Annotated in this window: 37 protein-coding genes; 27 read left to right on the plus strand and 10 right to left on the minus strand. The window is 27.5% G+C overall.

Translation table 11 applies throughout. The annotated features are described in order from the left end of the window. Nucleotides 1–14: 14 nt before the first annotated feature. Entirely contained in the window at nucleotides 15–185 is a 171-nt protein-coding gene (locus TX50_RS09790) for a hypothetical protein (protein WP_173028039.1), read from the plus strand. Between the two features lie 70 nt (nucleotides 186–255). Here the strand turns inward: TX50_RS09790 and TX50_RS07370 are convergent, their stop codons facing one another. Continuing rightward, nucleotides 256–435 (minus strand): hypothetical protein, encoded by a 180-nt coding sequence (locus TX50_RS07370; protein ID WP_225866754.1) that lies wholly within the window; start codon nucleotides 433–435, stop codon nucleotides 256–258. Between the two features lie 242 nt (nucleotides 436–677). Between TX50_RS07370 and TX50_RS07375 the strand changes: the two genes are divergently transcribed. The 3 genes from TX50_RS07375 to TX50_RS07380 all read left to right on the plus strand — a co-directional run bounded on the left by TX50_RS07375 (nucleotide 678) and on the right by TX50_RS07380 (nucleotide 1,976). Further along, the gene (locus TX50_RS07375) at nucleotides 678–857 is read left to right on the plus strand and encodes a hypothetical protein (RefSeq protein ID WP_036930494.1); all 180 of its coding nucleotides are present in this window, start codon (nucleotides 678–680) and stop codon (nucleotides 855–857) included. A gap of 532 nt (nucleotides 858–1,389) precedes the next feature. Continuing rightward, nucleotides 1,390–1,554: a hypothetical protein gene (locus TX50_RS09795; RefSeq protein ID WP_173028041.1), complete on the plus strand. Its 165-nt coding sequence runs from the start codon at nucleotides 1,390–1,392 to the stop codon at nucleotides 1,552–1,554. A gap of 86 nt (nucleotides 1,555–1,640) precedes the next feature. Continuing rightward, nucleotides 1,641–1,976 (plus strand): DUF805 domain-containing protein, encoded by a 336-nt coding sequence (locus TX50_RS07380; protein ID WP_011133007.1) that lies wholly within the window; start codon nucleotides 1,641–1,643, stop codon nucleotides 1,974–1,976. Between the two features lie 302 nt (nucleotides 1,977–2,278). On the opposite strand, the gene TX50_RS07385 is transcribed toward TX50_RS07380, so the two are convergent. Next, nucleotides 2,279–2,608 (minus strand): hypothetical protein, encoded by a 330-nt coding sequence (locus tag TX50_RS07385; RefSeq protein WP_011133008.1) that lies wholly within the window; start codon nucleotides 2,606–2,608, stop codon nucleotides 2,279–2,281. Between the two features lie 230 nt (nucleotides 2,609–2,838). Here TX50_RS07385 and TX50_RS07390 point away from each other — a divergent pair, with 230 nt between their 5' ends. The 4 genes from TX50_RS07390 (at nucleotide 2,839) to TX50_RS07405 (ending at nucleotide 6,163) form a co-directional block, all read left to right on the plus strand. Then, nucleotides 2,839–3,060: a hypothetical protein gene (locus TX50_RS07390; protein WP_011133009.1), complete on the plus strand. Its 222-nt coding sequence runs from the start codon at nucleotides 2,839–2,841 to the stop codon at nucleotides 3,058–3,060. Nucleotides 3,061–3,509: 449 nt separating this feature from the next. Beyond that, nucleotides 3,510–3,788 (plus strand): RNA recognition motif domain-containing protein, encoded by a 279-nt coding sequence (locus TX50_RS07395; protein WP_011133010.1) that lies wholly within the window; start codon nucleotides 3,510–3,512, stop codon nucleotides 3,786–3,788. 147 nt (nucleotides 3,789–3,935) lie between these two features. Then, entirely contained in the window at nucleotides 3,936–4,931 is a 996-nt protein-coding gene (locus TX50_RS07400; RefSeq protein WP_011133011.1) for an SDR family oxidoreductase, read from the plus strand. Nucleotides 4,932–5,056: 125 nt separating this feature from the next. Then, nucleotides 5,057–6,163, plus strand: coding sequence for a fatty acid desaturase (locus TX50_RS07405; protein ID WP_011133012.1), 1,107 nt, complete (start codon nucleotides 5,057–5,059; stop codon nucleotides 6,161–6,163). A gap of 3 nt (nucleotides 6,164–6,166) precedes the next feature. Here TX50_RS07405 and TX50_RS09800 read toward each other — a convergent pair whose 3' ends face one another. After that, nucleotides 6,167–6,319: a hypothetical protein gene (locus TX50_RS09800; RefSeq protein WP_173028043.1), complete on the minus strand. Its 153-nt coding sequence runs from the start codon at nucleotides 6,317–6,319 to the stop codon at nucleotides 6,167–6,169. Nucleotides 6,320–6,446: 127 nt separating this feature from the next. On the opposite strand from TX50_RS09800, the gene TX50_RS07410 reads away from it, so the two are divergent. The 4 genes from TX50_RS07410 to TX50_RS07415 all read left to right on the plus strand — a co-directional run bounded on the left by TX50_RS07410 (nucleotide 6,447) and on the right by TX50_RS07415 (nucleotide 8,147). Then, nucleotides 6,447–6,653, plus strand: a complete 207-nt coding sequence (locus TX50_RS07410; RefSeq protein WP_036930491.1) for a hypothetical protein — start codon at nucleotides 6,447–6,449, stop codon at nucleotides 6,651–6,653. A 209-nt stretch (nucleotides 6,654–6,862) separates the two neighbouring features. Then, a complete protein-coding gene (locus tag TX50_RS09805) occupies nucleotides 6,863–7,021 on the plus strand; it encodes a hypothetical protein (protein WP_173028045.1) in 159 nt (52 codons plus the stop codon). Further along, complete coding sequence (locus TX50_RS09810) at nucleotides 7,014–7,163, plus strand: hypothetical protein (protein ID WP_173028047.1); 150 nt, start codon at nucleotides 7,014–7,016, stop codon at nucleotides 7,161–7,163. Before TX50_RS09805 ends, TX50_RS09810 begins: the two co-directional genes overlap by 8 nt. 99 nt (nucleotides 7,164–7,262) lie before the next feature. Then, nucleotides 7,263–8,147 (plus strand): LOG family protein, encoded by an 885-nt coding sequence (locus TX50_RS07415; protein WP_011133013.1) that lies wholly within the window; start codon nucleotides 7,263–7,265, stop codon nucleotides 8,145–8,147. A 303-nt stretch (nucleotides 8,148–8,450) separates the two neighbouring features. Here TX50_RS07415 and TX50_RS09815 read toward each other — a convergent pair whose 3' ends face one another. Further along, nucleotides 8,451–8,597 (minus strand): hypothetical protein, encoded by a 147-nt coding sequence (locus tag TX50_RS09815; protein ID WP_173028049.1) that lies wholly within the window; start codon nucleotides 8,595–8,597, stop codon nucleotides 8,451–8,453. A gap of 195 nt (nucleotides 8,598–8,792) precedes the next feature. Between TX50_RS09815 and TX50_RS09965 the strand changes: the two genes are divergently transcribed. The 5 genes from TX50_RS09965 to TX50_RS09525 all read left to right on the plus strand — a co-directional run bounded on the left by TX50_RS09965 (nucleotide 8,793) and on the right by TX50_RS09525 (nucleotide 12,286). Continuing rightward, entirely contained in the window at nucleotides 8,793–8,924 is a 132-nt protein-coding gene (locus TX50_RS09965; protein ID WP_268741254.1) for a hypothetical protein, read from the plus strand. Between the two features lie 112 nt (nucleotides 8,925–9,036). After that, the gene (locus TX50_RS07420) at nucleotides 9,037–9,714 is read left to right on the plus strand and encodes an HAD family hydrolase (protein ID WP_011133014.1); all 678 of its coding nucleotides are present in this window, start codon (nucleotides 9,037–9,039) and stop codon (nucleotides 9,712–9,714) included. Between the two features lie 53 nt (nucleotides 9,715–9,767). After that, nucleotides 9,768–10,406, plus strand: coding sequence for an SOS response-associated peptidase (locus TX50_RS07425; RefSeq protein WP_011133015.1), 639 nt, complete (start codon nucleotides 9,768–9,770; stop codon nucleotides 10,404–10,406). A gap of 424 nt (nucleotides 10,407–10,830) precedes the next feature. Further along, the gene (locus TX50_RS07430; RefSeq protein WP_011133016.1) at nucleotides 10,831–12,009 is read left to right on the plus strand and encodes a fatty acid desaturase; all 1,179 of its coding nucleotides are present in this window, start codon (nucleotides 10,831–10,833) and stop codon (nucleotides 12,007–12,009) included. Between the two features lie 88 nt (nucleotides 12,010–12,097). Continuing rightward, on the plus strand, nucleotides 12,098–12,286 hold the full coding sequence (locus TX50_RS09525) for a hypothetical protein (RefSeq protein ID WP_036930488.1): 189 nt from the start codon (nucleotides 12,098–12,100) through the stop codon (nucleotides 12,284–12,286). Nucleotides 12,287–12,419: 133 nt separating this feature from the next. Here the strand turns inward: TX50_RS09525 and TX50_RS07440 are convergent, their stop codons facing one another. Then, on the minus strand, nucleotides 12,420–13,043 hold the full coding sequence (locus tag TX50_RS07440) for a DUF938 domain-containing protein (RefSeq protein WP_011133017.1): 624 nt from the start codon (nucleotides 13,041–13,043) through the stop codon (nucleotides 12,420–12,422). A gap of 1,238 nt (nucleotides 13,044–14,281) precedes the next feature. Between TX50_RS07440 and TX50_RS07445 the strand changes: the two genes are divergently transcribed. The 6 genes from TX50_RS07445 to TX50_RS07460 all read left to right on the plus strand — a co-directional run bounded on the left by TX50_RS07445 (nucleotide 14,282) and on the right by TX50_RS07460 (nucleotide 18,867). Next, entirely contained in the window at nucleotides 14,282–14,389 is a 108-nt protein-coding gene (locus tag TX50_RS07445) for a high light inducible protein (RefSeq protein ID WP_011132751.1), read from the plus strand. Then, the gene (locus TX50_RS07450) at nucleotides 14,389–14,529 is read left to right on the plus strand and encodes a high light inducible protein (protein WP_011133018.1); all 141 of its coding nucleotides are present in this window, start codon (nucleotides 14,389–14,391) and stop codon (nucleotides 14,527–14,529) included. The genes TX50_RS07445 and TX50_RS07450 overlap by 1 nt, the downstream gene beginning before the upstream one ends. Before the next feature lie 645 nt (nucleotides 14,530–15,174). Next, a complete protein-coding gene (locus TX50_RS09820) occupies nucleotides 15,175–15,324 on the plus strand; it encodes a hypothetical protein (RefSeq protein WP_173028051.1) in 150 nt (49 codons plus the stop codon). Nucleotides 15,325–16,933: 1,609 nt separating this feature from the next. After that, nucleotides 16,934–18,136 carry an LptF/LptG family permease gene (locus TX50_RS07455; RefSeq protein ID WP_011133019.1) on the plus strand — a complete coding sequence of 401 codons (1,203 nt, stop codon included), beginning with the start codon at nucleotides 16,934–16,936 and terminating at the stop codon, nucleotides 18,134–18,136. Between the two features lie 119 nt (nucleotides 18,137–18,255). Beyond that, nucleotides 18,256–18,477 carry a DUF3764 family protein gene (locus tag TX50_RS09325; protein WP_225866788.1) on the plus strand — a complete coding sequence of 74 codons (222 nt, stop codon included), beginning with the start codon at nucleotides 18,256–18,258 and terminating at the stop codon, nucleotides 18,475–18,477. Nucleotides 18,478–18,666: 189 nt separating this feature from the next. After that, the gene (locus TX50_RS07460; protein WP_011133020.1) at nucleotides 18,667–18,867 is read left to right on the plus strand and encodes a DUF2839 family protein; all 201 of its coding nucleotides are present in this window, start codon (nucleotides 18,667–18,669) and stop codon (nucleotides 18,865–18,867) included. Between the two features lie 55 nt (nucleotides 18,868–18,922). Here the strand turns inward: TX50_RS07460 and TX50_RS07465 are convergent, their stop codons facing one another. Then, the gene (locus TX50_RS07465) at nucleotides 18,923–19,504 is read right to left on the minus strand and encodes a DUF1543 domain-containing protein (protein ID WP_036930485.1); all 582 of its coding nucleotides are present in this window, start codon (nucleotides 19,502–19,504) and stop codon (nucleotides 18,923–18,925) included. Between the two features lie 95 nt (nucleotides 19,505–19,599). On the opposite strand from TX50_RS07465, the gene TX50_RS07470 reads away from it, so the two are divergent. Then, nucleotides 19,600–20,232, plus strand: a complete 633-nt coding sequence (locus tag TX50_RS07470; RefSeq protein WP_011133022.1) for a 2OG-Fe(II) oxygenase — start codon at nucleotides 19,600–19,602, stop codon at nucleotides 20,230–20,232. A gap of 108 nt (nucleotides 20,233–20,340) precedes the next feature. Here TX50_RS07470 and TX50_RS09825 read toward each other — a convergent pair whose 3' ends face one another. Further along, nucleotides 20,341–20,484: a hypothetical protein gene (locus TX50_RS09825; RefSeq protein WP_173028053.1), complete on the minus strand. Its 144-nt coding sequence runs from the start codon at nucleotides 20,482–20,484 to the stop codon at nucleotides 20,341–20,343. A gap of 241 nt (nucleotides 20,485–20,725) precedes the next feature. Then, nucleotides 20,726–20,833 (minus strand): high light inducible protein, encoded by a 108-nt coding sequence (locus tag TX50_RS07475; protein ID WP_042116249.1) that lies wholly within the window; start codon nucleotides 20,831–20,833, stop codon nucleotides 20,726–20,728. A gap of 299 nt (nucleotides 20,834–21,132) precedes the next feature. Here TX50_RS07475 and TX50_RS07480 point away from each other — a divergent pair, with 299 nt between their 5' ends. Together TX50_RS07480 and TX50_RS07485 are read left to right on the plus strand one after the other, a co-directional pair. Next, nucleotides 21,133–21,357, plus strand: coding sequence for a hypothetical protein (locus tag TX50_RS07480; RefSeq protein ID WP_011133024.1), 225 nt, complete (start codon nucleotides 21,133–21,135; stop codon nucleotides 21,355–21,357). 94 nt (nucleotides 21,358–21,451) lie between these two features. Further along, the gene (locus TX50_RS07485) at nucleotides 21,452–21,745 is read left to right on the plus strand and encodes a hypothetical protein (protein ID WP_011133025.1); all 294 of its coding nucleotides are present in this window, start codon (nucleotides 21,452–21,454) and stop codon (nucleotides 21,743–21,745) included. 62 nt (nucleotides 21,746–21,807) lie between these two features. On the opposite strand, the gene TX50_RS07490 is transcribed toward TX50_RS07485, so the two are convergent. Further along, the gene (locus TX50_RS07490) at nucleotides 21,808–22,287 is read right to left on the minus strand and encodes a hypothetical protein (protein ID WP_011133026.1); all 480 of its coding nucleotides are present in this window, start codon (nucleotides 22,285–22,287) and stop codon (nucleotides 21,808–21,810) included. A 608-nt stretch (nucleotides 22,288–22,895) separates the two neighbouring features. Here TX50_RS07490 and TX50_RS07495 point away from each other — a divergent pair. Continuing rightward, entirely contained in the window at nucleotides 22,896–23,159 is a 264-nt protein-coding gene (locus TX50_RS07495) for a DUF1651 domain-containing protein (RefSeq protein WP_011133027.1), read from the plus strand. A gap of 175 nt (nucleotides 23,160–23,334) precedes the next feature. On the opposite strand, the gene TX50_RS09970 is transcribed toward TX50_RS07495, so the two are convergent. After that, complete coding sequence (locus TX50_RS09970; RefSeq protein WP_268741255.1) at nucleotides 23,335–23,460, minus strand: hypothetical protein; 126 nt, start codon at nucleotides 23,458–23,460, stop codon at nucleotides 23,335–23,337. Between the last annotated feature and the right edge of the window lie 201 nt (nucleotides 23,461–23,661).

Here is a 23,661-nt window from a genome sequence, read left to right on the forward strand (position 1 = left end):
AACATAAATTTTTTATGACTTTCACGGACAATGAATATTTCGAAGTTATCCAAAAAAACGAAACTGTCAAAGAAGCCTTCGAAACCATAAAACAAACATGTATTAATTTAAAAAATCAAACTAATTGCCCAGAAGAAGACATTGAGAGTTTTCTGATCTTTATTTCTAAACAATGGGATAATTAATGATTGATAAATCTTTCTAAAAGATATTGATAATTAAAATAACATTTAATATTATTCGCAATTTTAAAACTTAAATATCTTTTTTAGCGCTTGTATTAATACTTGAAGTTCCTTTAGCCGCTGATACAAAGAAAACAAAACCTACTAATCCTGCAATACCAAAAATTGCAGCTAAATGGTCAAAAGTAAAAAGAGAACATAAAAAACTATAAAATAAAGATAAATAATAGTTTTTGAATCCAAATTTCACAATTATTGTTAAGTAACATTTGTCACATTAATATATCTCAAGACGTCAATATTAATTAATTAGTAGAAAATATTTAAGTAAAAAACTTATATTTAGAAATCAAATAAGGATATAATTTCCTAAGGAATTATTCTCTAAACCCTTTTCGTAACTGGTATTCATTTTTTATTTTATACAATTTCATGGAGAGAAAATAGATCAATATATCCACAATTAACTTTTTTTTTGTTTAAAGTATATTTATGACAGAAATCTATTCAGCAACTTCATCAATAAGTCCATTCTCAGCAATCTTATGGTGTTTTTACCCTATAGCTATATTAATTTTGGTTGAGTTGTTTCTAGGTGGAGGATTTGACGATGATAATGATGATCAAGATGGTGGAATGATGATCCCTGCATATTCAGGAGCTAAGAATTAAATTAAGCTAAGAATTAAATTAAATTTTTAAATTTATAATTTTAAAATCTTAAAATTCAAGTTCGTTATTATAATTTAAATTGACTTATTCATTAATAGTATTAGCCACTTTAATCCTTGTATTTCTTTATTGGTTAGTAACTAAAACACTTAAAGAAGGCAAGGAGGCTCTTAAGGAGATGAGTAAAAATACTAAATAACCATTTTTATTCCCCTTTATTCATAATGTAAATTTTATAAATTAGAAGAAACAAAACTACAATTATGTTTAAAATTTATTTTAAGTTAAATAGAAATTACCTATTAATTTAGATTAATTTTTTATTTTGACAAATTTCTGACGAAAACTCAAGATGCATCTTAATTCTCTACTTTATATTTTTTCTATTTCTTTATTTATTTATGTCATGGCTTTATTTTGGAGAGATCTTCCAAATCAAAAAAAGAAGTAAAAGATAATTATTATTAATTTTGTTGCCTATTCAAATAAATTTAGTTATTAATTTAATGATGTTTCTATTAATTTTATATATATGCAAATTGAATCTTCAAATAATTCAAAAGATGATGCCTTTCCACAGTCATTGAAAATTGAAAAAGAAAATATTATTTGTAAAGACGGCTTTTGTACATTACCAATTCAAAATCAAAATCAAAACATAATTAAAAACAACGTGAATTTATTCGATCCTATTTAAAATAAAGGAATACATTAATTAATTCTCTTAAGCGAATACTCTTTGAATAGTAATGTTTATTTAATAAATGATTAAATTTAGAGCTTATGTATAATAATTTTTTGAATGCCTATCAAGAATTTTGGCTTAAAGCTACAAACTTTAATAGCAAAACAACAAGATCTGATTGGTGGCGAGTTCAATTAGTAAACATTATTATCTCTATTTTTACTATTCCAATATTTCTAAGAACATTTGGTTTTAATATTTATGGATTAGTTTGTATAGTCCCTCAGATAGCTATTGATGTTCGAAGGTTAAGAGACTTTGGAAAGAACTGGGAGTGGATATTTATAAATTTGATACCAGTGTTTGGCTGGATAGTATGGTTTATATGGCTTGGTTTTGGTAAATCTGGAAATGGGAAGTCAAAATTTATTTAAATTTTGACTATCAACCTAGAGAGTCTAAATCCCTCCTGTAATGAACTAAATTTTCCTTATTGTTCAAACTAGTTTCTTTAAAGTTTTTATTCAAATTCTTTTTAAAATTAAAAACGGAGAAGGAGCTAATTAAGTTTTTCATAACGTCTATTGATTACTTACAACCTAATAAAAAGATGGTCTCCATTGAGCATAATTTTAATGGCTTAACCGAACAATGAAGTTCATTAACCCGTACTAAAAAAAGAAAGCGTTTAAAAAAGCTTTCTTTTATTAACTTATTTTCTTATTTTCTTATTTTTTTATTTTTTTATTATTTTATTTTTTTTAAAATCTACAAAAGTTACTTTATTTTTAAACTCTAATTGTTTTTTTAGAATTCTGAATACATGCCATTCACATTCAGATAACTTTTGAAATTGATCAAGTGTATCTTTATCTTCTTCATCAAATTTATCAAAAATATCGGATATACCCAAACTATTAATTGCAACAAAATTCTCTGCCACATCTTCAGGGTTTTGACCTTTGGCAAAGTCTTTAAAAGCCTCATAAGAATTTAGTTTTCTAGTCAACCAATTAAACCATAATTCAGATGTATTTTTATTCTCTTCTTTAACAATTTTCTTCATTAACAATATATTCACTACATTAATGATTATTGGTCATTATCTATTTGGCACCTGTACAATTACTCATATTTATATTTGGAAGGATTATTAATAAACTAGTTTAGAAAATTTGTTTATTTAATTGGATAAGAATTTTTTATTAATAGCAAAAACTAGATAAATAAAATATTAGGTATTTATCTTATATTATTTAAATCAAAAAAAAGCTAAGATAAAAGTTTATATAGCAAATGTCTTCAGTACCTTTTTACGATTTCCCATCATCACCTTTATTAATAATTGGAGCACTTGGTATTGTTGTAGCGTTAGCAGTATTTTTTCTAGCTTATCAAAAATACTTTAATTCACCTTTTAATAAAGAACTCCAAAAAAAGAAAAAATCTTTATTAAAAGAAAAGCAAGAATTAAATGAAAGATTGCAAAAAATAGAGCAAGATTTAAAAAATTTATAAAATTAAGTAAGAAATTTAGAAACCACTTTTAGGGATAAATAGTCTCGAAATTAGAAAAATAGTAAAAATAACAATAGTAATAAGGTTTGGGATTCAAGATTTTTAGTTTTTAATGTAAAAAAATGGCTTATAAAAAGTTATGGATAAACAACATCTTATAGATTTAATCTCAAACAGTTTGATTTGCGAAAGTCAAAATCTCAAATCGAGAGAGAGTTCTACTGAGATAATAAATTATTTAAATAAACTAAATTTGGATCAATTAAGAACAATGTCTAAAGAATTTATTCTCTAGATTTCAAGACAAATAAAAATAAACAGTTTAACTAGAATTCAAATCTAAAATCAAAAATAATTGATATACAATAACCCATATAAGAAGCCTTTAAATTTCATATATATTTTAATATGGTTGGATATCGCATCTTTTACTAAATAATTTTTAAACTATGACTATTTTTATTGGAAATTTATCCTGGAAAACTGAAGAAGAAGACCTTAAAGACCTTTTCAAGACTTATGGTGCAGTAAGAAATTGTACAATTCCTTTGGAGAGGGATTCAGGGAGAAAAAGAGGTTTTGGCTTTGTTGAAATGACTAGCGAAAGCTCCGAGAAAACTGCGATTGATGATTTACAAGATGTCGAGTGGATGGGTAGAGAAATTAGAGTTAACAAGGCGGAGCAAAAAGATCGCTCCAGAAGAAATAGTAGACATCATGGCAGTTAAAATAATATTCAAGCAATTCTTTAGTTTTTAAATTCTTAAATACTTATGTTGAAAATAAAGTTCTAAAAACTATATAAATAAAAATCCTTTTGTATTTTTGTGCAGACTAATAGATCATAATAAAAGTAGAAATAAAACAAAATTATTTTGGAAAAAGTTTTAGTTACTGGTGCATCTGGGTTTATTGCTATTCACTGCATACATGAGCTAATAAAAGCAGGTTATCTTGTCAAAGGATCTCTAAGAAATATGAATAGAGAAGATGAAGTAAGAAAATCTCTTGATAAAGATTCAGATAATCATAAGCTGGAATTTTGTAAACTTGACCTTCTAGATAATGAGGGATGGGATGAGGCAGCCTCTGATTGTGATTATCTTCTTCATGTTGCATCTCCTTTTACTATCGAAGAGCCAAAAAAGGAATCTATTCTTATTAAGCCCGCAGTAGAGGGAACTTTAAGAGCGTTGAATGCTTCAAAAAATTCCTCTAAAGTCAAGAAAGTTGTCCTAACTTCTTCGATGGCTGCAATTGCATATGGGCATGACAAGCAGTTATGCTCGCCTGAAGACTGGACAGATACAACAAAAAACGTTGGTGCATATGTAAAAAGTAAAACAATTGCAGAAAAAGCTGCATGGGATTTTATTCATAATGACACTGAACACTCTTTTTCAATGACAACTATTCATCCTGGAATGGTTTTTGGTCCACTGCTAAGTGATGATAATGATGGTGCTTCGGCAGAACTTATTTCAAAAATGATTAATGGTAAATTTCCAGCACTACCAGATGCATATTTTACTGTCGTAGATGTAAGAGATGTCGCCAAGTTACATGTCGAATCTCTTAGAAAAAACCAAAGTGATAATAAAAGAATTATTGCGACTTCTCCTCAAGGGATCAATATTATGGAAATTTCTAATATTTTAAGAAAAAATGGCTACAAGAAAGCACCTCAAAACTTTATCCCTACAAAAATGATAAATTCTCTAGCACCATTTAATAAAGAGATGAAAAGTATGGCTGCCATGGTTAATAGAGGATCTTATGGCGCTGATATTACGGAAACTATTTCTATATATAATTGGGAACCTATTTCATTAGAAAAAACTTTAATAGATATGGGTAATTCTATAAAATAAATTCCAATCAAATGAATCAATAACGAAGTATTGGCTATAGTTTTCATATATTGGCAAATTGAAAACTTTGCCACGATAAATAATAACTAAGCTATGCTAATCAAAGAGGATATAGAAAAGTTTATATGAATGTAATCAAGAGGTCAGATTTTATATTAAAGCCATTTCTTAAAAGAAATAATTTCAAAGCTTTTTATCAGTTAATAACTACTCTTATACCGATAATTTCTCTTTGGTTTATTGTCTCTAAAATTGTATACTCTCCTCTTTTACAAATTACAAAAGGGTTTTTACTTATTCCCATTCTTTTTTTTCTTACCCTATTATCTTCTAGAACATTCTCATTAATGCACGATTGCGGTCATAATTCCTTATTTGAAAAACGTTCTTTGAATAACTTCTTTGGCTTTTGTCTGGGTTTATTAAATGGGATACCTCATAAACCTTGGGCTAATGACCATGCATTCCACCATAGGAATAATGGGAATTGGGAAATTTACAAAGGTCCTGTAGATGTTTTAAGCCTAAAAGATTATGAGGCTCTTAATAAAAGAGAAAAACTTATTTATAAGGTAAGTAGACATTGGTTAATGCTTTTTCCTGGTGGTTTCTTTTATTTAGTTATTAAAGCTAGATTAGGTTTAATTCTAATTATTATTAATTTTATAAAATCGTTAATGCAAGAAACTTTTATTAAATTAAAAAAAAGAAATTATTTAGGACTTTTAAATATTCAATCGAGAATTAAGCCGCCTTTCTCTGACTATGGAGATAATTTTGATGAATTATTTGATCTAATAGCAAACAATATTATTGTGATAAGTGGATGGATAATTATGTGTAAATGGTTAGGAGCTGCTTTTTTCTTAACTTTTTATTCTCTAATATTAACTTTTTCAGCAGCAATTTTCATATGCATCTTTTTTATACAACATAACTATGAAAATGCATATGCAAGTAATACAAAAAATTGGGATATTGTCGAAGGTGCTATTTCTGGCAGTAGCAATTTAGATATCCCAAATTGGTTAAACTGGTTTTTAGCTGATATTTCGTTCCATAGCATTCATCATCTATCCGAAAGAATTCCTAATTACAATTTAAGAGCTTGTCATAAAGCAAATTTACATTTACTGCAAAAATCAAAAGTTCTCAAATTAAGTGATTTCCCAAATTGTTTTAGATATATTATTTGGGACAGCAAGAACGAAAATCTAATTCCAATTAATTAAATACTAGCTGAGTCTTCTTCGCATTTTCCTTTTTAGAGGAATGCTACTATAAGCGTGAGCTCCAATAGATGGGGGTAAATCATTTTTAACAGGATGAATAAAAGCATTTGCCATGCTTTCTAACATTTTAGAAAGCCAACTAATAATTGATCTCATTTGAAAATCTAAAAAGTACATTATTATCATCTAACGAAATTTTTAAAAAGTAAATCAGTCTTTATGCTGATTTACTTTTTAATATCATTAGAAGGAATATAAAATCAGTAAGTAGAAAATAACCTTTATGAATAATAAAAAATGGCAACCTACAAATTATCAAAAAGATCGATTAATTTCTTGCACTAAAAAATACATACATCAAAAATTAAATGATCTTCACAAAGAACTTGAATGTCCTAAGGAATTTATTTTTGATTTCATTAAAGATATCCAACAAGATTGGGACCCAGATAGCTATAAATCTAAATCAGAGAAGTTACTAAAAAATTAACCTAAAAGTAAAAATTTAAATTATTAAGATTAAGTTTTTAAGTATTTAATAGACCCAATAAAACAAGGTGGGGAATAAGATTTTACCTTTTTATAAAATTAAAACTTAAGACTAGTAACTAATACTTATTTATCCAATTTTTCTTAACAAAGCAAAAATTATTTTTTAAAGTCATGCTATATCTCATTCCAAATTAAGGGACAAAAATTATGGATGAGTTAATTTTTTCTTCGAATCTAATAACAGCAAAAGATACCATAGATTCATATTTTGAATGCATTAGTGAATGCAGCATTGTTGATGGACATCAAGAATGTGTTACTAGATGTGTAGAAATTCATCTTAAGGGAGGCAATAAAAATGAATAAAAGACATTCTCTTCAAAGAAAAACAACTCTAAAGTGGAACTCTAATGGAGATCTTTCTGAAATTGATATGCTGAGAATTTTGGATAGAATTTCTGCCTATGAACTGAATCAATGTGAATTGACATGCGATTTAGATGAATAGGTAAATAGCTACAGGAAAAACTATATTTAATATTTTTTTAAATAACTATTAGTAAAAAGATCCATTCTCTATATAAAAAACATATTTATTCTTGAATCCATGATTAACAATATTAATGACTTCAAAAAGCTCAATAATAATGATAAAAGAGAAAAAAATCTAAATTTAATTCTTGATTCGAATTCCTACAAACTTGCACAGGAAGATCTTAATTTGCTTAGAAGTGACGAAATGAGAGGTGTAAGAATGCTGCTGGAAATAACTAAGCCTGAATTAGTACTAGAAGAACAAAATATCATCTCAACTATTATCGTTTTTGGAGGTGCAAAAATTGTCGAAGAATCATCATCTCAGAGCAAAATCGAAGAAGTAAAAAACTTATTAGAAAAATGTCCTCAATCTATTAAATTAAAAAATAAATATAACAAGTTAAAAAATTTACTCTCTATGAGTCATTACTATGAATCCGCAAGAGAATTTTCAAAACTCGCTTCAATAAATAATCAAGATGATAAATGCAATTCTCATGTAATAGTGACAGGAGGTGGACCAGGAATTATGGAGGCGGCTAATAGAGGCGCTTTTGAAGCAGACTGTAAGTCTATTGGTTTAAACATACAGTTACCGAATGAACAATTCCCAAATTCTTTTATAACTCCTGGACTTTGTTTTAAATTTAATTATTTTGCATTACGCAAAATTCATTTTGTAATGCGCTCTGTTGCTGCTGTTTTTTTTCCTGGAGGATTTGGGACATTAGACGAATTATTTGAATTATTAACTCTTAGACAAACAGGAATGAAAAGTGAAATTCCAATAATTTTATTTGGTAGGAAATATTGGAATAATTTAATTAATTTTGACTTCCTTGCTGATTTCGGGCTTATTAGCGAAGAAGATTTAAAGATTTTTAAATATGCTGATACAGCATCAGAAGCATGGGAAATAATTGACTCTAATAAATTATCAAAAAACAAATTTTAAATTTTATTTTTTGTTTTATGAAACTTAAGATCTTTAATTTAGTTACAAAAGTAACTTAAACCTTTATAGGTTAATTTTTCAAATTTAATATTAATTACTTTGCAATAAACAAATGAGTTCCGTTTAAATACATGTAAACCATAATGCAGTCTCCTAAAAATGCTCAAGCCACTTCCTTTGACTAGAGTAATGATGTGGTGAACTAAAGCATATCGGACGTTTTGGTCCCTTAACATACACTGTATTAAAAGTATTTATACTTATCCCTGTCAAGCTTTACTTACCTGTTTTTGAAAATTTAGGTTATTTAATTTCCTTTTTAGATTTAGTTTTATCATATAATTTGCTGTAAATTTCTTGCCTTGTCACTTGTATAGGTTCTACTTTTCCTGCATCACCATGAGTTGGGCAGTAGTAAGTCATTAACATCCATTTTTTATCTTGATTCATAAAAATAATTCCTCAATTAAAATTTTACTAGGTGTTATTTAGGATATAAATCTAAAGAACTTCTCATATTTAATCTTTTTTTCGCTTTTCCTTAACAATATAAAAAGTTGTAAAGATATAGCCTTATTAGATATATATACGCATGACTAAAAAAATAAATACTGCTATTAGTAAGAGAAATTTGAAAATAAATTAATGTCTCTAGAATCTATACTCATGGTTGTTGCTCCAATATGTGTTTTTACTGTCGGAGTTATTATTTTGCCAATATTAGTAAAGCCACGTAAGCAATCATTGCCCCCTAAAAGATACGTTCGTGGCTTATAAAATTAATCCAAGTTTCTAAAATATTATTGTTGAAAGACAAAAAGTAATTAAATACCGAAATAAAAAAAAGACTATATTAAATAAAGATTATATCTAAAATATTTCAACAAAGATGGAATTCCCAGAAGCAATTCTTTTTGATTTAGATGGTGTTCTATTAGATACAGAACCATTACTAGCTAATGCCTGGAGTGAAACCGCAAAAGAATATAATCACTCTTTATCAATCGATAAATTATTAGAATTAAAAGGAAGAAGGAGAATAGATTGTGCAAAAAAAGTCCTTAACTGGATAAATAAAGAAAGCTCATTAGAAGAATTACTCATTATTCAAAAATTAAAAGTAGATAAAGTACTCACTAAAGCAAAACCTTTTAAAGGTGCAATAGAATTAATCAATTTTTGTATAAATACAAATTTACCTATTGCTTTAGTAACAAGTAGTAGTAGTGAAAGTTTTAAAATCAAAAGCTCTGTAAATCCCTGGCTAAATTTATTCAAGACAAAGGTTCTTGGAGATGATAAGTTCATTTCTAATGGCAAGCCTTCACCTGATCCCTATTTGAGAGCTTTAAAAATATTGGATGTAGATCCAAGGAAATCTTGGGTTATAGAAGACTCATATGCAGGATCTATCTCAGGACTAAAAGCGGAATGTAATTTAATGTTTTTTTCCAAAGATAATGAGATACTAAATAAATTAATAAATGAATTTAACCAAGAAAAGATTCAAAAAGTTAATGAGTTATCAGAAATTATTTATTATTTAAAGTTATATAAAGGATTTTAAATCAATCAAATAAATTTCCAATAAAATTCAAAACCCAAACACTAATATTTAATATGTGCGGAAGATTTGAACTTAAAACTAAATTTGATAAGTTACCAAAAGTTTTAAAACAAGACTATCCAAGTGGACTTGATAATAAATACGAGACACAGAGTTTAATTAGACCAACTGATCCAGTCCTTGTAATTAAAAATGAAGGAAAAATTCAGACAACTTTTATGTCATGGGGTTTTATATCTCCTTGGTCTAAAGATCCTTTTGATAAGACAAAACCCAGACCATTTAATGCAAGATCAGAAACTGTGGAAGAGAAAAAATTATTTAGTGGAAGTTGGAAACATAAAAGATGTTTAATACCAGCAAGTGGTTTTTTTGAAAAAAACTATCGTATTAGGAAAGAGAATTATGAAACTTTTTGGTTAGGAGGGATTTGGAGCAAATGGTCTTCACCTGATGGAGCAGAGTTAGAAAGTTGCTGTGTTTTAACAACTGAACCAAATAATTTAGTGAAACCTTTACATCATCGTATGCCAGTTATTGTTCCTAATGGATACGAAGAACAATGGACTGAACAGGTTAAGGATGCGCATGAATTAAAAGGGTTAATACCCATAATGTTGGGATGGTCATCTTCTGGATGGATAACGGAAGAAATTAATAAAAAGTCTACTGATCAGATGAACTTATTTTAAATTGGAAATATTAAATATATTTTTGTTATTGAAATTTACTAAGTTTATTTGTTGAAGCCTTGGTGATTCAATAAGTTTAGATTAGCCCTTTTTAAAAAATGGTAAAAGTAATTAACAGAAAAATTAGATTTTTTAGATGGCTAAATACTGATTTGATCTTACCTCTTTCTGCCTTCGCGATTACTTCTACTTTATTTCTATATTTAGTTTTATTGATTGCCATAAAATAATTTTTATTAATTATTTACTAATAATTTACAACTTATGAAGATTTAAAATTGTTAATAAATTTTCAAAAAATTGCCCAAATTAATACTATTTGAACATTTGAAACTACATATTACTTTCATAAAAAGAGTCTTTGATGGATAATAAATTATATAAACTAAAATTTATTAAAAACTAAATCCTAACCCAAAATAATTTGAGCGATATTAAATTTTCTGGCCTTAAAGGTCAAGCACTTGCAATAAAGATGAGTGATATTCCAAGCATGAAAGAGTTTCAAAGTGTTATTCCAAATAACTGCTTTAAATCTCAAACAATAACTTCATTAGGCTATCTTTTACAATCAATCATAATTCAGGCAATTGTTGTCGCAATAGGATTAACAATTCCTTTTAGTCAAAGAATGGTCCCGATTTGGATCCTTTATGCACTTTTATCAGGAACTACTGCTATGGGTTTTTGGGTAATTGCCCATGAATGTGGTCATGGAGCCTTCTCAAAAAATAAAACTTTGGAAACCATTACTGGATATTTACTTCATTCATTATTATTAGTTCCGTATTTCTCTTGGCAACGTTCACATGCAGTCCATCATCGTTTCACCAATCATATAACTAATGGAGAGACTCACGTGCCCATAGTTATTGATGGGAATGGAATTAGCGAAAAAGTTGGAGGTGAAAAGGAACTATCTTTCTCAAGTAAATTAGGCAAAACTAAGTATGGAATTCTCCAATTAGTTCTACATCTTATTTTTGGTTGGCCTGCTTACTTGTTATCTGGAAGTACAGGTGGTCTCAAATATGGTACTTCAAATCATTTTTGGCCAAGAAAACCTTTTTCTAAAACATTGTGGCCTGCTGTATGGGCGAAAAAAGTTTGGATTTCAGATATTGGTGTAGCTGCAGTCATAGTTGGACTTATTATTTTTATTATCAAACATGGATTCTTTCCAATAATTGGAATGTATGTAGGACCTTTATTAGTAGTTAATTGTTGGTTAGTTATATATACTTGGCTTCACCACACAGATTCAGACGTCCCACACCTCTCTAATTCAGAATTTTCTTTTATGAGAGGAGCCTTTCTTTCAATTGATAGGCCTTATGGGAAGATTATTAATATTCTTCATCATAATATTGGTTCAAGTCACGTAGTTCATCATGTATGCCCAACTATTCCTCACTATCATGCTACCAAGGCTACTCTTGCAATAAGAAAAGCATTCAATAAAGCCTATCTTTTTAATCCCGATCCAATACATAAAGCTCTATGGAATATTGCTTGTAATTGTATTGCGGTTAAATCAGATATAGATGAAGGAAGATATATTTGGCAATCCTCTTATAAAAAAAAGATTAAAACAACTTATTGAAACTAATCTAATATCACATTAATTTACGCAAATCTGAAAATAATATAAAAGAATTAGAAATTAAGTCTTTTTTATCTTAAAAACTTAATTGGAAATTGATCCTATTTTTGTAGTTATGAGCGGAGACAACCTTCACGGTAAGCAACCAATCAAGTTTTATTCTGAAGAAGTAACACTTACTAAAGTGCAATTATTAGAAAAGCAATTAAGTTTAGGAGATAAAGTATCAGACTTAGATGCGAAGCATAAAGAATGGAGCAGACAGTTATCAATATAATTTCTTTTTAAAAGATATTAAAACTGCTGAAAAAATAATTATAAATATTAATAAATTAATAAAGTGTGTAATTTGATTTCATGAATTTTTAATTTATAAAAATTTTACAGAAAAAAAATTATTCATAATCCCTTTATAAAGATCCTTTCCTGTAAATTACCGAAAAGTTATTAGCAGGCATCCGAATAAGCTCCTCTTCAATGAAATCATTCTTGTTGGCTTCTTCACTAACTTCTTCTAAATCTCTAACACCCCAAGATTCGTTTTGCATTTTTAAGGAAATATCAAATAATTCATTGCTTTGACTAATATGCTTACCACCTATTTTAAATGGCCCATATAACATCAAAAATTGTCCATTTTTTAATAAGTTGCCAGATTCGCTAAATAGTGATTTTGTACAGTTCCAGGATGCTATATGAATCATATTGATAGATATTATTCCTTGAATAGAATAAAGTAATTCAGATGGTATTTCCCAAGGAATTTTCTCCACATCAATATCTAAAGGTTGAGGCATTTGACAATTTAATTCTTCATGCTCAATCCAAGAACTAATACTCTTTCTATGAACTAGTTCCGGATCACTTGATTGCCAAGTTAATTCTGGGAAGCATTTTTGAAATTTAATTGCATGCTCTCCACTACCGCTACCAATTTCTAAAATATAACCTTTTTTTAGAAGAATTCTTGATAATACTTCTGCTATAGAATCTTTATTTCTTTCAGTTGCAGGAAAGAAAAGTCTATTATCCAAAATAGTTTTTATTTAGCTCTTCTCAATTTTGGAGCTTTATAAAACATTATTTTGAAGCTAAATAACAATATTGAAACAGTTAAAACAGGCAAAATATAAAGTATCAATTCAGAACTGAATAAGGACGGAACGCTAGAAAAAATCAAATGCATATAGTAAGTAGTAAATGACATAACTATTTTTTTATTTAATTTATTAATAGCAATTATTTACTTAAATAAAAAGAGTATTTACTCTAGTATTCAAGAATATAAATTTGTATAAAAATTAAACTGCTTTTAAATTAATTATTAAAGCTATCTAAAAAAAGAATATTAGATAGAAAGATATTCTTCTTTTGCATTTTTGGAGATTTCTATTTCTATTTTTAAAAATATCTTTTTTTTAAAATAAAAAGAGTCGGCCTGTATCCCTACTAGCCAACTCTTGTTAATAATATTAGTTAAAAATTATATTGAATGAGGATTTTATCTCAAAAAAAGATGTTCAAAATTATTTTATAAATAATAAAGTTCAAGAATTTGGTTTCTAAAAAAAAGAATATAAAAAAGGCCCCTTAAACATAATCAAGTATAAATTAATCTATCTTTCATTGAATTGCTGGAGGTGTTCTTTCAATATTTAAATAGATTGGTTTATATATTAAATAATAATTAAAAAAATTTTTTCCATGTATTAAATCCTAAGAGATCTATTAAATTTTGACTATATATAATTAACGAGAACTCAAATCACAGTTATAAGTGGATTCATGGTATATTAGGTCTATCTCAGGTAGAGATAAGATTAACTAATATTGACCAAGCTAAAGAATTTCTAGTAAGAATACCAATTGCAAGAGTCAAGCCTTCAATTATATAAGTGTCTTTAATCTATTTTTGATTAAATACGAATATTTATGTTTCTTATCAATCCTGAATTTATAACATTACAATTTAAATGAAAAAATTAAACAAAAAGTATGCAGATTTATTGCATCAAGCATCTAAGGCAACCGGTAGAAAAGAAGCGGTAGGTTTATTGCATAAGGCGGCAAAACTTCAAACTAAATTTGATGAGAAGTCTAAGCCTTAAAAGGAGCGTCGTAATTCCTAGTCAAAAATAGAGGCTTAGAAACGTTTTGGACATTAATGTAACAGAAATGCAGCTAAATAATCTACAACACGAGTATTTACCTCTATTTATTTACAAAAATAAATATATGTGTTATATTTATTAATATAAATTACTTTAAAAAAATGACTCCTGAAGCAGAACGTTTTAATGGTTGGGCAGCAATGTTAGGTTTCGTAGCAGCTGTAGGTGCTTACGTAACAACAGGTCAAATCATCCCTGGTTGGTTCTAATGAAGAACAACGAACCAAAATTAGTTGAAAAAGAAAAAATTGTAGCCGAAAAACTTAATGGTAGGTTTGCCATGATGGGATTCGTTGCATTAGTAGGAGCTTATCTAACCACAGGTCAAATTATTCCTGGATTTATCTAAGCCTTTTCAAATAAATTTTATAAGCCAGATTGCCAAACTCGATCTGGTTTTTTTTATTTTAATTAATTACTTTAACTATATTCTTTTTAAGTAATTGGAATTAAGAAAATTAGAACATTAATTATTTTTCTATTATTAAAAAAATTAGTTAGTATTGCTTAAATGATTATAAAAAAATGAATGCAATTAATAAATATTTACCTTTTGGCTTAAAAGCTGAAAAGATCATGCCATCTTTTATTATTTTTAAGCTTCTTACCTTTTCTGGTTTTATTGCTTATATGATGAATCGATAAAATGATTTATCCTCCGCCTCAAGTAGTTTTTGCCTTACTGATTTTATCCACTGCAGCAGTATTAATTTGGGATATTAAATATAATCCTTTCGGTGAAGATCAAGACGGGATATAAAAACAGGTTTAAAACCCCATTAAATTTAAGTCTTTAATCAGTATAAAAACTCTATCGGAATAATAAAAATCATATTAAAGTCAATTCAAATAATTGGAGGCAAATCAAATGACCAACCTCGGATTGGAGATTGTATTCTGGCTAATTTTATTAACCTATCTTGGAGCTAGACTTACCCAAACTAAGAAAGGTTACAAACAACAGTATTAACACTAAAAGAAGGAGGTTTTAATCATGGCATTAAATGACACTTTTAAAATTCTTCCAAAAAATAAAACTTCTTTGGAGGCTGATTTAACATCATTCTTACCTAAAAAAGACTATTGGGCTGCAGAGTGCAAAGAGCATCCCTCTAAAAAAGAATGCCTTTTCTATTGCGACTAAAATTAACTTTTATACGTAAACTTGTAAATTTTGCAGATTGATTTTTAATAGATTTATTCTAAATTAAATTTAATTTTTATTTGAGGAAGATTTATGAATACAAGAAAGAAAAATCCCAAAAGGGGGGTAGGGAAAACTGAAACCAACACCGAATGGTTGGATAAAGTTATTAATCAGTTAATCAATAAAGATTTCAGTCAATATCTTTAAGTTGTGATTTTAATTCAAAAACTTTAACTAGCATTCTTAGATTGATTTCTAGCTTAAAATTTATTTTAAATAAAATGAAATAAAATCTTTAGATATTATCCAAGTCCCCAATAATGCCTTTTGTTTCAAAATAAGAAATATATTAAAAGGGACTAAAAAACTGAAAGATATTTATGGATAAGATTACTTTCTACAAATTTAATTTTGTTTCTTATGTAAGTTCTATTTTTTTAATTTATGGGTTTAAATAAGGGTAAATAATAATACAAGGGAATTTTTTTTAATTTTAAAAGGTGATAGATTTATTAAGAAATTTTGGCTACAAAATGAGAGTAAAACTTGAACCTGAAACAGCTTTTATAGGTAAAAAATTTGCATATATTTTTCTAGGTATAATATTTGCTCTTAATTCAATAGTCTTCATTTGGTATTTCTTTTTTTCTAATCTAACTTGGAGCTAGTGAATTATCACTTATTAATAGATCCATATAGTAGTCAGTTAAATCAAGCGCAAACCAGCTTGAGTATTTATACTCACAGTAAGTAATTTTACTCACTATAATAAAAGCAAGCATTTAGGAAGTGCTTAGCTGGTTAAGCTCAGTCAATCTGAATTTAACTTTATCGTCATGAGAGTTTGCTAGTAGGGATGCGAGCAAGCTCTTTTTAATTTTTTGCAAATAATACTCAGTTTGTAAATAAACAAATCAACAGTTTTTGATTTTTAATAAAAAAGATTAAGTTAAAGCATTGATTAGAACTTAAGAAAAAGTTGTTGAATAAGACCTTGTCAATCAGGATTAAATTTTTTTTAGAAACTTTCCTGTCAAAATAATTTTGCTAAAAAAGGATATAGATTAAATTCAATATGTCTTTAGATTTCATTCTTATTCCTTTTTGTATAATTGCTATTTTATGGTTATTTAATCGAGAGAACAAAATCTACCGCAATAATAAAAAAGCACGATAAAAACAAATCTAAACTCAAAAAATTTAAGCTTGATATTTAATATTGCTGTAATTATTTTGGTATTTTTTATTTAATATGTTTCCTTATTTTATATAAATTCAATTACTAAGAAAAATTTAAGCATTCAATTTATTACTAATTAACTTATCCCAATAAACTTTTGAACGACTTATTTGTTCCAATTTTTGTTTGCAATGAATACAATTGCAAGTTCTTGCTAATGTTTTGGAAGTCATTACTTCATTTTTTTTTAAAAAAACAAATATCTAAATTAATTGCAATAGCAAATATTCTTATCCTGTAAATTTATCAATAAAAAATTGAAAAGGGAAATATTTTTTTATAAAAAGAAAGAGTAAAGATGGTCTCAATTTGATTAGTATTTTATAATCTTAAAAACTATTGAAAATTTAATCAAATAAATTTCCTTTGCAAATTTCAACTCAATCAACTATTAAAAAATTTATCCGCCAAGTTTGTTTACCATGGAATTCTATTCCATTAATAGATAGATGGTTAATAGCGCAAATATTACCTCCAATGTTATTTGCTATCTCTGCTTTTACAGTTATTTCATTATCAGTGGGAGTAATGTTTGATCTAATAAGAAAAATAGTTGAATTTGGATTACCTTTATTTTTAGCTATAAAAGTTCTTTTTTTTAGCCTTCCAAGTTTTCTAGTTTTGTCGTTCCCGATGGCAGTTTTATTGTCTACGTTGTTAGCTTATGGGAAATTATCAGCAAATTCAGAATTATTAGCATTGAAATCTTTAGGAATAAAAACTTCAAGAATTATCGCTCCTGCTATTGCAGTTTCTATATTAATGACAGGCTTAACTTTTTATTTCAACGATAACTTGGTACCTTCAAGTAATAAGTTAGCAGAATCTACTTTAAGAGCTGGTATTGGAAGTTCTTTTAGCAGTGAAGAAGGGAAAGATAATATTATGTTCTCTAGATATGGTTCAAGAATAGAATCGGCAACAAATAAGCCCACAAAGACTAATACATTCCTCACTCATATTTTCTATGCATCGTGGTTTGAAAATAACATTATGCAGGGAGTTACTGTTTTGGATTTTTCGAGACAAGATATACAGCAAATCTTAAAAGCAAAAAGTGCGGTATTTGATAAGGAAAACTCCTCCTGGATATTTTCAGATGGTAGTATTGTTTCTGTTGACCAAGGCGGTCAAACTACTAATATTCAATTTGAAAAATATAGGTATCCATTTGTAGAAGGGCCCTTAGATTTAGCCAGAGTCCCAAAAGATGCTACCGAAATGTCTCTTAAGCAAGCATTAGAGGCTGAGAGAATATACAAAGAGACAGGAAACTTAAAAGAAATAAGAAGAATTCAAGTTCGCATCCAAGAAAAATTTACTTTGCCTTTTGCATGCTTAGTATTCGGATTAATTGGAAGTAGTCTAGGATCAAAATCCAATTTAAGATCTTCCAAAAGTCAGGGATTTGGATTAAGCGTTATTCTAATATTAGTTTATTATGTGATGTCTTTTGTATTCAGTTCATTTGGAGTAAAGGGATTGTTAAGTCCAATAATTGCAACTTGGCTACCTGTTTTAATTTCTATGGGTGGTGGAATTTATTTCTTAAGAAAGGCTAGTTTATAAATTTTGATTGATTGACAGCTAGTTTAAAATAATAGTTATTTATCATCTAATATTTTGTGACTATTGAAACAACCGTTTTCACCTTTCAAATTTCAAATACATTTGAAGAGTAGGCGAAAATTTTTGATAGTCCAGAGATAGATGAATTTCATAAAAACTTAGGATTATCCCTTCTTTATAGAGGGAAAGGTTTAACAGATCCTAAAGAAGTTATTGTTATTCATCAAGCCAAAAAAGGAGTCGCTAAACATATATTTTCTGATCCCGAAACAATAAAGAATATTGAAGCTGGAGGTCATATATATAGCACTACAAAAATCACAAGTTGGTTATCAGATTGATTGAATTACGAGATATATAGAAGATTACTTTCTCAGGGATGGAGGAAAATAAAACCAGTTTGATCATAAAAATTATTTACATCAACTTTTCAAAAGATTTAAAGACAGAATTTAAAAAAGCAATACATTAAATAACTCGCAGATTTGTAACTTAAATTTTAGGATTGATCTATAAATAAATTAAAAAATATGGGCGAAGCAAAAAGAAGGCAAGCATTGGGTATCCCTCCAAGAAAAAAAATATCAGATATAAATAAATCAGATAGGTATATTTCTTGGCTTCCACTTACCAAAACGAGAATTAAAAAATATCCATATATGGGAGTAGCAACAATGGCATTAGGTGCGATTATATTCTTAGTAAGTGGTGGATTTAATACTATTAGTTAGTAATTAATAATTTCATTTCTAATTTTTTAGAGGCTTTTTATTTAAATCTTTAAAATTAATTTTTATCAATTCTCATATATCCAAACCAATCAGGAATATTTTTTTCTTCTATATGATTATCATTCCGGATTAATTCTATTTCCCAATTTTTTATATTTTTTATAACCTCACAATCTTCTACATCAATAAAATCTTTAACAGCATAAATATCATCTTTATGTTTTTTTTTGCAGTCAATTAGCCATTTCGATTTGGCCTTATTATTGGCCTCTGAAGGACTAGAGGCTACAACAAGGCCAAATTCATGTTTTTCTTGCATAGAGCTTGGATCATATCCTCCAATATTTACAAACCATAATTTTTTTTTGGAGATTTTCTCTTTTTTTAAAATCTTATTTTTTGGTTCCCTATTCTCTTTATTTCTAAGATTTATTTTATAGCCATCAATTGAATCAATTTTTTTATAACTATCAATATGAAAGCCATTGTTAGATCCAAACCAATCATTTCTTAATTGATCAAAAGTGTCCTCAATTTTTGAACCTATAACCCACCTGACGTCATGCAGTTCGATATTTGCTTTAGGAGATCTACCTCCAACCACAACTAAAAAAAGAAATTTTTCATTAGGTTCCATTTTTTTATCTTAAATAGAAAGTCAACTAAAATAAAGGGTTATCTGAAAGATATGATAAAAGGATTATTTACAATACATCAATACTAATACTTGTTATGGAACTAATTGGGAGATATAAAAATTCAGGATTTGAAGCAGTAGCTGATGGTGTTATTTCTTTCTTTGATCGCCGCAAAGAATTACATACTAATGGAATTGCTTTCGGACAAAGTACATCTTTGAATTCTGATCCATATAAAGTTTCCACTGATATTAGTCTTGTATCAATAGACAGATCAGATCCAGAAGCCTTTGCAATGTCTGAAGTCATAATTAGAGGAGTTAATGCAGGACTAAAAAAATATCTTGAGGATCACCCTTTAATAAAAGAATGCTGCCCAGAACAATCTTTATTTGTTAACCCAATATTTAATTTGCAACGTTACGCACCAGGAGAGGGATTTAAGAAATGGCATTGTGATTGGACTTTTAGTGATGAAGCTACAGAGCCTGTCAATAGAGTCTTAGCTTGGATTCTTTATTGTAATGATGTTAATTCTGGTGGGACTGAATTTCATTGGCAGAATCATCATGAAATAGCTGAGAGGGGAAAACTTATTATCTTCCCAGCAGGTATATCTCACATTCATCGTGGAAGAGTGAATAATAAAGAGGTTAAAACTATTGCGACTGGTTGGGTTAATGCTGGCAAACTTGAAGAGTATATTTCACGCTTAGCTAATTCCTAAAATATTAAATATATATTTGTTAGACCAAAATTATTTCTTATCTTTTACTGCTCGATAAGTTTCCCTAGCATTGAATTTATATAAAATATATTACTCAAAAATACTTGTTTAGTTAAACCAACCTTTTTTCTTGGCTTTAATTTCTGGGACTGTTTTTATATTTGTTTTTTCATCAGTTCTACCTTTTATAATCATTAAAGGGACAATTCCCCACAACCCAAAAAACAATATCCAAAATATGTAAACATTCATAGTTAAAAAACAAAATCTTTTTCTATTTTAAATATATTTTCTATTTGTCTGTGGCTTTCTTTTTATAATTATCTTTGGGATGTGTAATCTACTTCAATAAACTATTTATAACTTGAAATTTGAGACATGATATAGTCAATATAAAGAGCAGATCAAAAACAATTAATAAGATCTCAATCAAAAATATAAAAACTAAAAAAGGAGCTTATAAAGCTCCCTTTTATTTTAATTAATGTTTAATTTAGAAAATACCTGGAACAATTTGACCAGTAAAGTAGTAAGCCCCAATAAGAGCAAACATACCTAGCATTGCTGCTTTACCGTTAAACTTTTCAGCTTTTTCGGTCATAAATTTCTTAACAAATTCCATAATAAAGTAAAACAAAGTTATGAATATAAATTAATCAATTTAAACTTCCCTTGATGTAGTGTTTCCTACCAAAATTAAACTTTTTAAAAGAACTTAATTATTTTTTAATTTAATGGTTAATTTACTACCAAAACTTATCATGTCTTTAAAGAGGGGAAAATAATCATGAAAAACTATTAAAATAGATAACTACCAAATCATTTATAAAAATTTAACAATCATCACATTGTCTTAATTAATACGGAATGAATAGAATAAAAATAAGTATAAATAACTAAATGCCAGAAAGGACTCAATTAAATATAAATATCAATCCAGACTTATTAAAAAACCTCAAAAAAATAGCATTAGAAAATAATAGAAAGTTAGTTGAATTGATTAATGAAGTCCTGACGAATTATATTCAAGAAATAAAAAACGATCAAACAAAATATAGGAGTATTTTAGACGAATTAGATGATGTCAAAAATAGAATATCAGTTTTAGAAAATTCAAAAAATTAAATTAGATTTTTATCTTTTTAGTAAATATAAAATTCCAAAAATAAAAAGTTTATACTTTAAATAATAAAAATTATATTCAGAAAATATTCCTGATATGAAACTCATAATTCTTACTTCAATTTTTTTAATTTCAATACCTGTTTTTGCAGATGATATACAAAGAGAAATAGAGTATGAGGCTATTAATCTTGTTATTCAAAAATATGGAAAAGGTTTATCAAACAGATTAAAAGGAACTGGGTTAAAGCCAAGCTATCGAAGTTGGTATGAAAATGAATGTTTTGTGAGTGTTGCTGCTGGTACTTACCAAGAATACAATTGGTCAGCAATGAAATGGTTTAGTGTGAATACCTGTTCTGATTCTGCTGAAATATTAGAAGCTGATTAACAACTCATTATCTTACTATTTATAATTTTGACTTCACTAAAAAGTAAATCAACCAATGATTTTTATTTAAAAAGACTCTCAAATTCTTTTTTTATGAATTTATATTCCGAATTAATCTCATTTATTACTTCATCTACTTCATCTTTCAAATCTATAAATTTATTAATTTCTTTTTTACTTTTCGAATATAAGATTGATTCAAAAGTTCCAGGTTTTACCTTCTCAATCCAATATCCAGAGAAACAATAAAGGTTATTAGGAATAAGTTTTATCATGCGCGAATCCTTAGATATTTTATATTGATCAATCATCTTCATTATTAAACGCCCTCTAGTTTTACTAATCCCAAATTTTGCAATATCTTTCGAAATTGACTTAACTTTAAGGGATACATTTTTCCTTTTTTGTATCGAATTCCTTGAAAGAATTTTTTCAAGAGAATAACAATAATTAAATAGCTTTGTATTTTCTTTTTTCGTAGGATAGATAATGCCAATTAAAGTAAATAGTAAAAAAGAACATAAAATTAGTTTTTTAAACATTTTTAATTCAAGCTCTTTTAAAGTTTATATTAGAAATCTAATTAAGAAATGACATCCTTAATTAATTTCCTTTTCTAGTTTTTGCAAGCATATATAAAGAATAATTAGGATAGGTGTCTGTCAAAATCTCAAGTCTTTCTTCCGTCATTTCCATTCTGGCATTAAATATCTTAATTTAATTACTATCTCTAATAACTGATCATCTTCAAGGTTTAGTTTAGTTTTTCCGCTGATTTTTTTTGCACTAATATTTTTCAAATCTTTTTTTATATTCTCCGATATCATGTTATTAATCTAATTCTATTGTCTTCTTAAACATAAAAACAACATCTAAATTATTTTTTGTCTTCATAGGACGAATCAAGATTTTAACGCGAACTTTAATAAAAAAATTTTTAATTAATTTCCGATATAAACTAGAAGATATCAAACACTATTTTGATATAGGATTATTTTATTTTTCTTAAAAAATTGGCAAAAGAAAATGAAACAGGAAATTAATTTTAGAATTTTAGAAACTATAGAGGCGTGTAAGAGTATCCATGATTTGAAGCAAGAGAAAGAAAATCATATATCAATAAAAGAACTAATAATCCTAGAGGAAATTTATGGATGAAGACTCTAGAAAGGTAACAGAGGAAGTATGGTTAATATGCCCTAACTCGACAGAAGTAAGACGTTTTACAAAGAATAAAAATAATAAAGATAAGTTTTTCGAATATATGTTTGTTGATAGTGGCATTATTATTGGCGTACTAGGTGCTAAACCTCCACTTATGAAAACTAGAAAAGAAATTAAAATAGAAGCTGCTCGCAAAGAGTACCAACAATTAATCATTTCAGGTTGGCAAGTAACTATTCCAAAATGGTAAGTAAATAGAATTTTTTAATATTATACGAATCTCCTAATTATTTTTTTTCTGATCAATCATTCTTTTTGTACAAATTAAACATGATATTTAACTAATTTATAAAGAGCTGTATGTAGGACTACCGCCTACCAATAACTAATAACCTATTTATTTCTTGAACTTTTAATTAAAGTATCTATTTTTCGGAATTACTTAATGCTTTTTCAAATGTAGAAAATAATGTATATAAACTATTTAATGCGATCAACCAAATCACTAATGACATTCCATGTTGAGTTAATTGAATTGTTCTTTGAGTCATAATTAGATTTCCTTAAAACTATGGTTGACTTCAGCTGCATTCCTACAACTGTCTCATGACAACCATATTTTAATTTTAGGCAAGCTATTCAACCTTATAAGTAGATATACTTACCTCTTTCCGTACCTTGTCGTTCCTTAAACCGTACATCATGACGTTCATGAATGAGATAAATAATCATCATCACTTGGTCTAACAAGG

The organism is Prochlorococcus marinus subsp. pastoris str. CCMP1986 (assembly GCF_000011465.1).
GTDB classification, from domain to species: domain Bacteria; phylum Cyanobacteriota; class Cyanobacteriia; order PCC-6307; family Cyanobiaceae; genus Prochlorococcus_A; species Prochlorococcus_A pastoris.

Excerpts from the sequence above, each read along its gene's own strand:
- TX50_RS07450 (WP_011133018.1), top strand. The coding sequence starts at position 14,389 with ATGAAGAACAACGAACCAAAATTAGTTGAAAAAGAAAAAATTGTAGCC.
- TX50_RS07485 (WP_011133025.1), top strand. The coding sequence starts at position 21,452 with ATGAAACTCATAATTCTTACTTCAATTTTTTTAATTTCAATACCTGTT.
- TX50_RS09795 (WP_173028041.1), top strand. The coding sequence starts at position 1,390 with ATGCAAATTGAATCTTCAAATAATTCAAAAGATGATGCCTTTCCACAG.
- TX50_RS07375 (WP_036930494.1), top strand. The coding sequence starts at position 678 with ATGACAGAAATCTATTCAGCAACTTCATCAATAAGTCCATTCTCAGCA.
- TX50_RS09790 (WP_173028039.1), top strand. The coding sequence starts at position 15 with ATGACTTTCACGGACAATGAATATTTCGAAGTTATCCAAAAAAACGAA.
- TX50_RS09800 (WP_173028043.1), bottom strand. The coding sequence starts at position 6,319 with ATGAGATCAATTATTAGTTGGCTTTCTAAAATGTTAGAAAGCATGGCA.
- TX50_RS07480 (WP_011133024.1), top strand. The coding sequence starts at position 21,133 with ATGCCAGAAAGGACTCAATTAAATATAAATATCAATCCAGACTTATTA.
- TX50_RS07445 (WP_011132751.1), top strand. The coding sequence starts at position 14,282 with ATGACTCCTGAAGCAGAACGTTTTAATGGTTGGGCAGCAATGTTAGGT.
- TX50_RS09970 (WP_268741255.1), bottom strand. The coding sequence starts at position 23,460 with ATGACTCAAAGAACAATTCAATTAACTCAACATGGAATGTCATTAGTG.
- TX50_RS09825 (WP_173028053.1), bottom strand. The coding sequence starts at position 20,484 with ATGAATGTTTACATATTTTGGATATTGTTTTTTGGGTTGTGGGGAATT.
- TX50_RS07475 (WP_042116249.1), bottom strand. The coding sequence starts at position 20,833 with ATGACCGAAAAAGCTGAAAAGTTTAACGGTAAAGCAGCAATGCTAGGT.
- TX50_RS07395 (WP_011133010.1), top strand. The coding sequence starts at position 3,510 with ATGACTATTTTTATTGGAAATTTATCCTGGAAAACTGAAGAAGAAGAC.
- TX50_RS07415 (WP_011133013.1), top strand. The coding sequence starts at position 7,263 with ATGATTAACAATATTAATGACTTCAAAAAGCTCAATAATAATGATAAA.
- TX50_RS07385 (WP_011133008.1), bottom strand. The coding sequence starts at position 2,608 with ATGAAGAAAATTGTTAAAGAAGAGAATAAAAATACATCTGAATTATGG.
- TX50_RS09805 (WP_173028045.1), top strand. The coding sequence starts at position 6,863 with ATGGATGAGTTAATTTTTTCTTCGAATCTAATAACAGCAAAAGATACC.
- TX50_RS09810 (WP_173028047.1), top strand. The coding sequence starts at position 7,014 with ATGAATAAAAGACATTCTCTTCAAAGAAAAACAACTCTAAAGTGGAAC.
- TX50_RS09815 (WP_173028049.1), bottom strand. The coding sequence starts at position 8,597 with ATGAATCAAGATAAAAAATGGATGTTAATGACTTACTACTGCCCAACT.
- TX50_RS09965 (WP_268741254.1), top strand. The coding sequence starts at position 8,793 with ATGTCTCTAGAATCTATACTCATGGTTGTTGCTCCAATATGTGTTTTT.
- TX50_RS07410 (WP_036930491.1), top strand. The coding sequence starts at position 6,447 with ATGAATAATAAAAAATGGCAACCTACAAATTATCAAAAAGATCGATTA.
- TX50_RS07470 (WP_011133022.1), top strand. The coding sequence starts at position 19,600 with ATGGAACTAATTGGGAGATATAAAAATTCAGGATTTGAAGCAGTAGCT.
- TX50_RS07495 (WP_011133027.1), top strand. The coding sequence starts at position 22,896 with ATGGATGAAGACTCTAGAAAGGTAACAGAGGAAGTATGGTTAATATGC.
- TX50_RS07490 (WP_011133026.1), bottom strand. The coding sequence starts at position 22,287 with ATGTTTAAAAAACTAATTTTATGTTCTTTTTTACTATTTACTTTAATT.
- TX50_RS07420 (WP_011133014.1), top strand. The coding sequence starts at position 9,037 with ATGGAATTCCCAGAAGCAATTCTTTTTGATTTAGATGGTGTTCTATTA.
- TX50_RS09820 (WP_173028051.1), top strand. The coding sequence starts at position 15,175 with ATGGCATTAAATGACACTTTTAAAATTCTTCCAAAAAATAAAACTTCT.
- TX50_RS07460 (WP_011133020.1), top strand. The coding sequence starts at position 18,667 with ATGGGCGAAGCAAAAAGAAGGCAAGCATTGGGTATCCCTCCAAGAAAA.
- TX50_RS07380 (WP_011133007.1), top strand. The coding sequence starts at position 1,641 with ATGTATAATAATTTTTTGAATGCCTATCAAGAATTTTGGCTTAAAGCT.
- TX50_RS07425 (WP_011133015.1), top strand. The coding sequence starts at position 9,768 with ATGTGCGGAAGATTTGAACTTAAAACTAAATTTGATAAGTTACCAAAA.
- TX50_RS07390 (WP_011133009.1), top strand. The coding sequence starts at position 2,839 with ATGTCTTCAGTACCTTTTTACGATTTCCCATCATCACCTTTATTAATA.
- TX50_RS07465 (WP_036930485.1), bottom strand. The coding sequence starts at position 19,504 with ATGGAACCTAATGAAAAATTTCTTTTTTTAGTTGTGGTTGGAGGTAGA.
- TX50_RS07405 (WP_011133012.1), top strand. The coding sequence starts at position 5,057 with ATGAATGTAATCAAGAGGTCAGATTTTATATTAAAGCCATTTCTTAAA.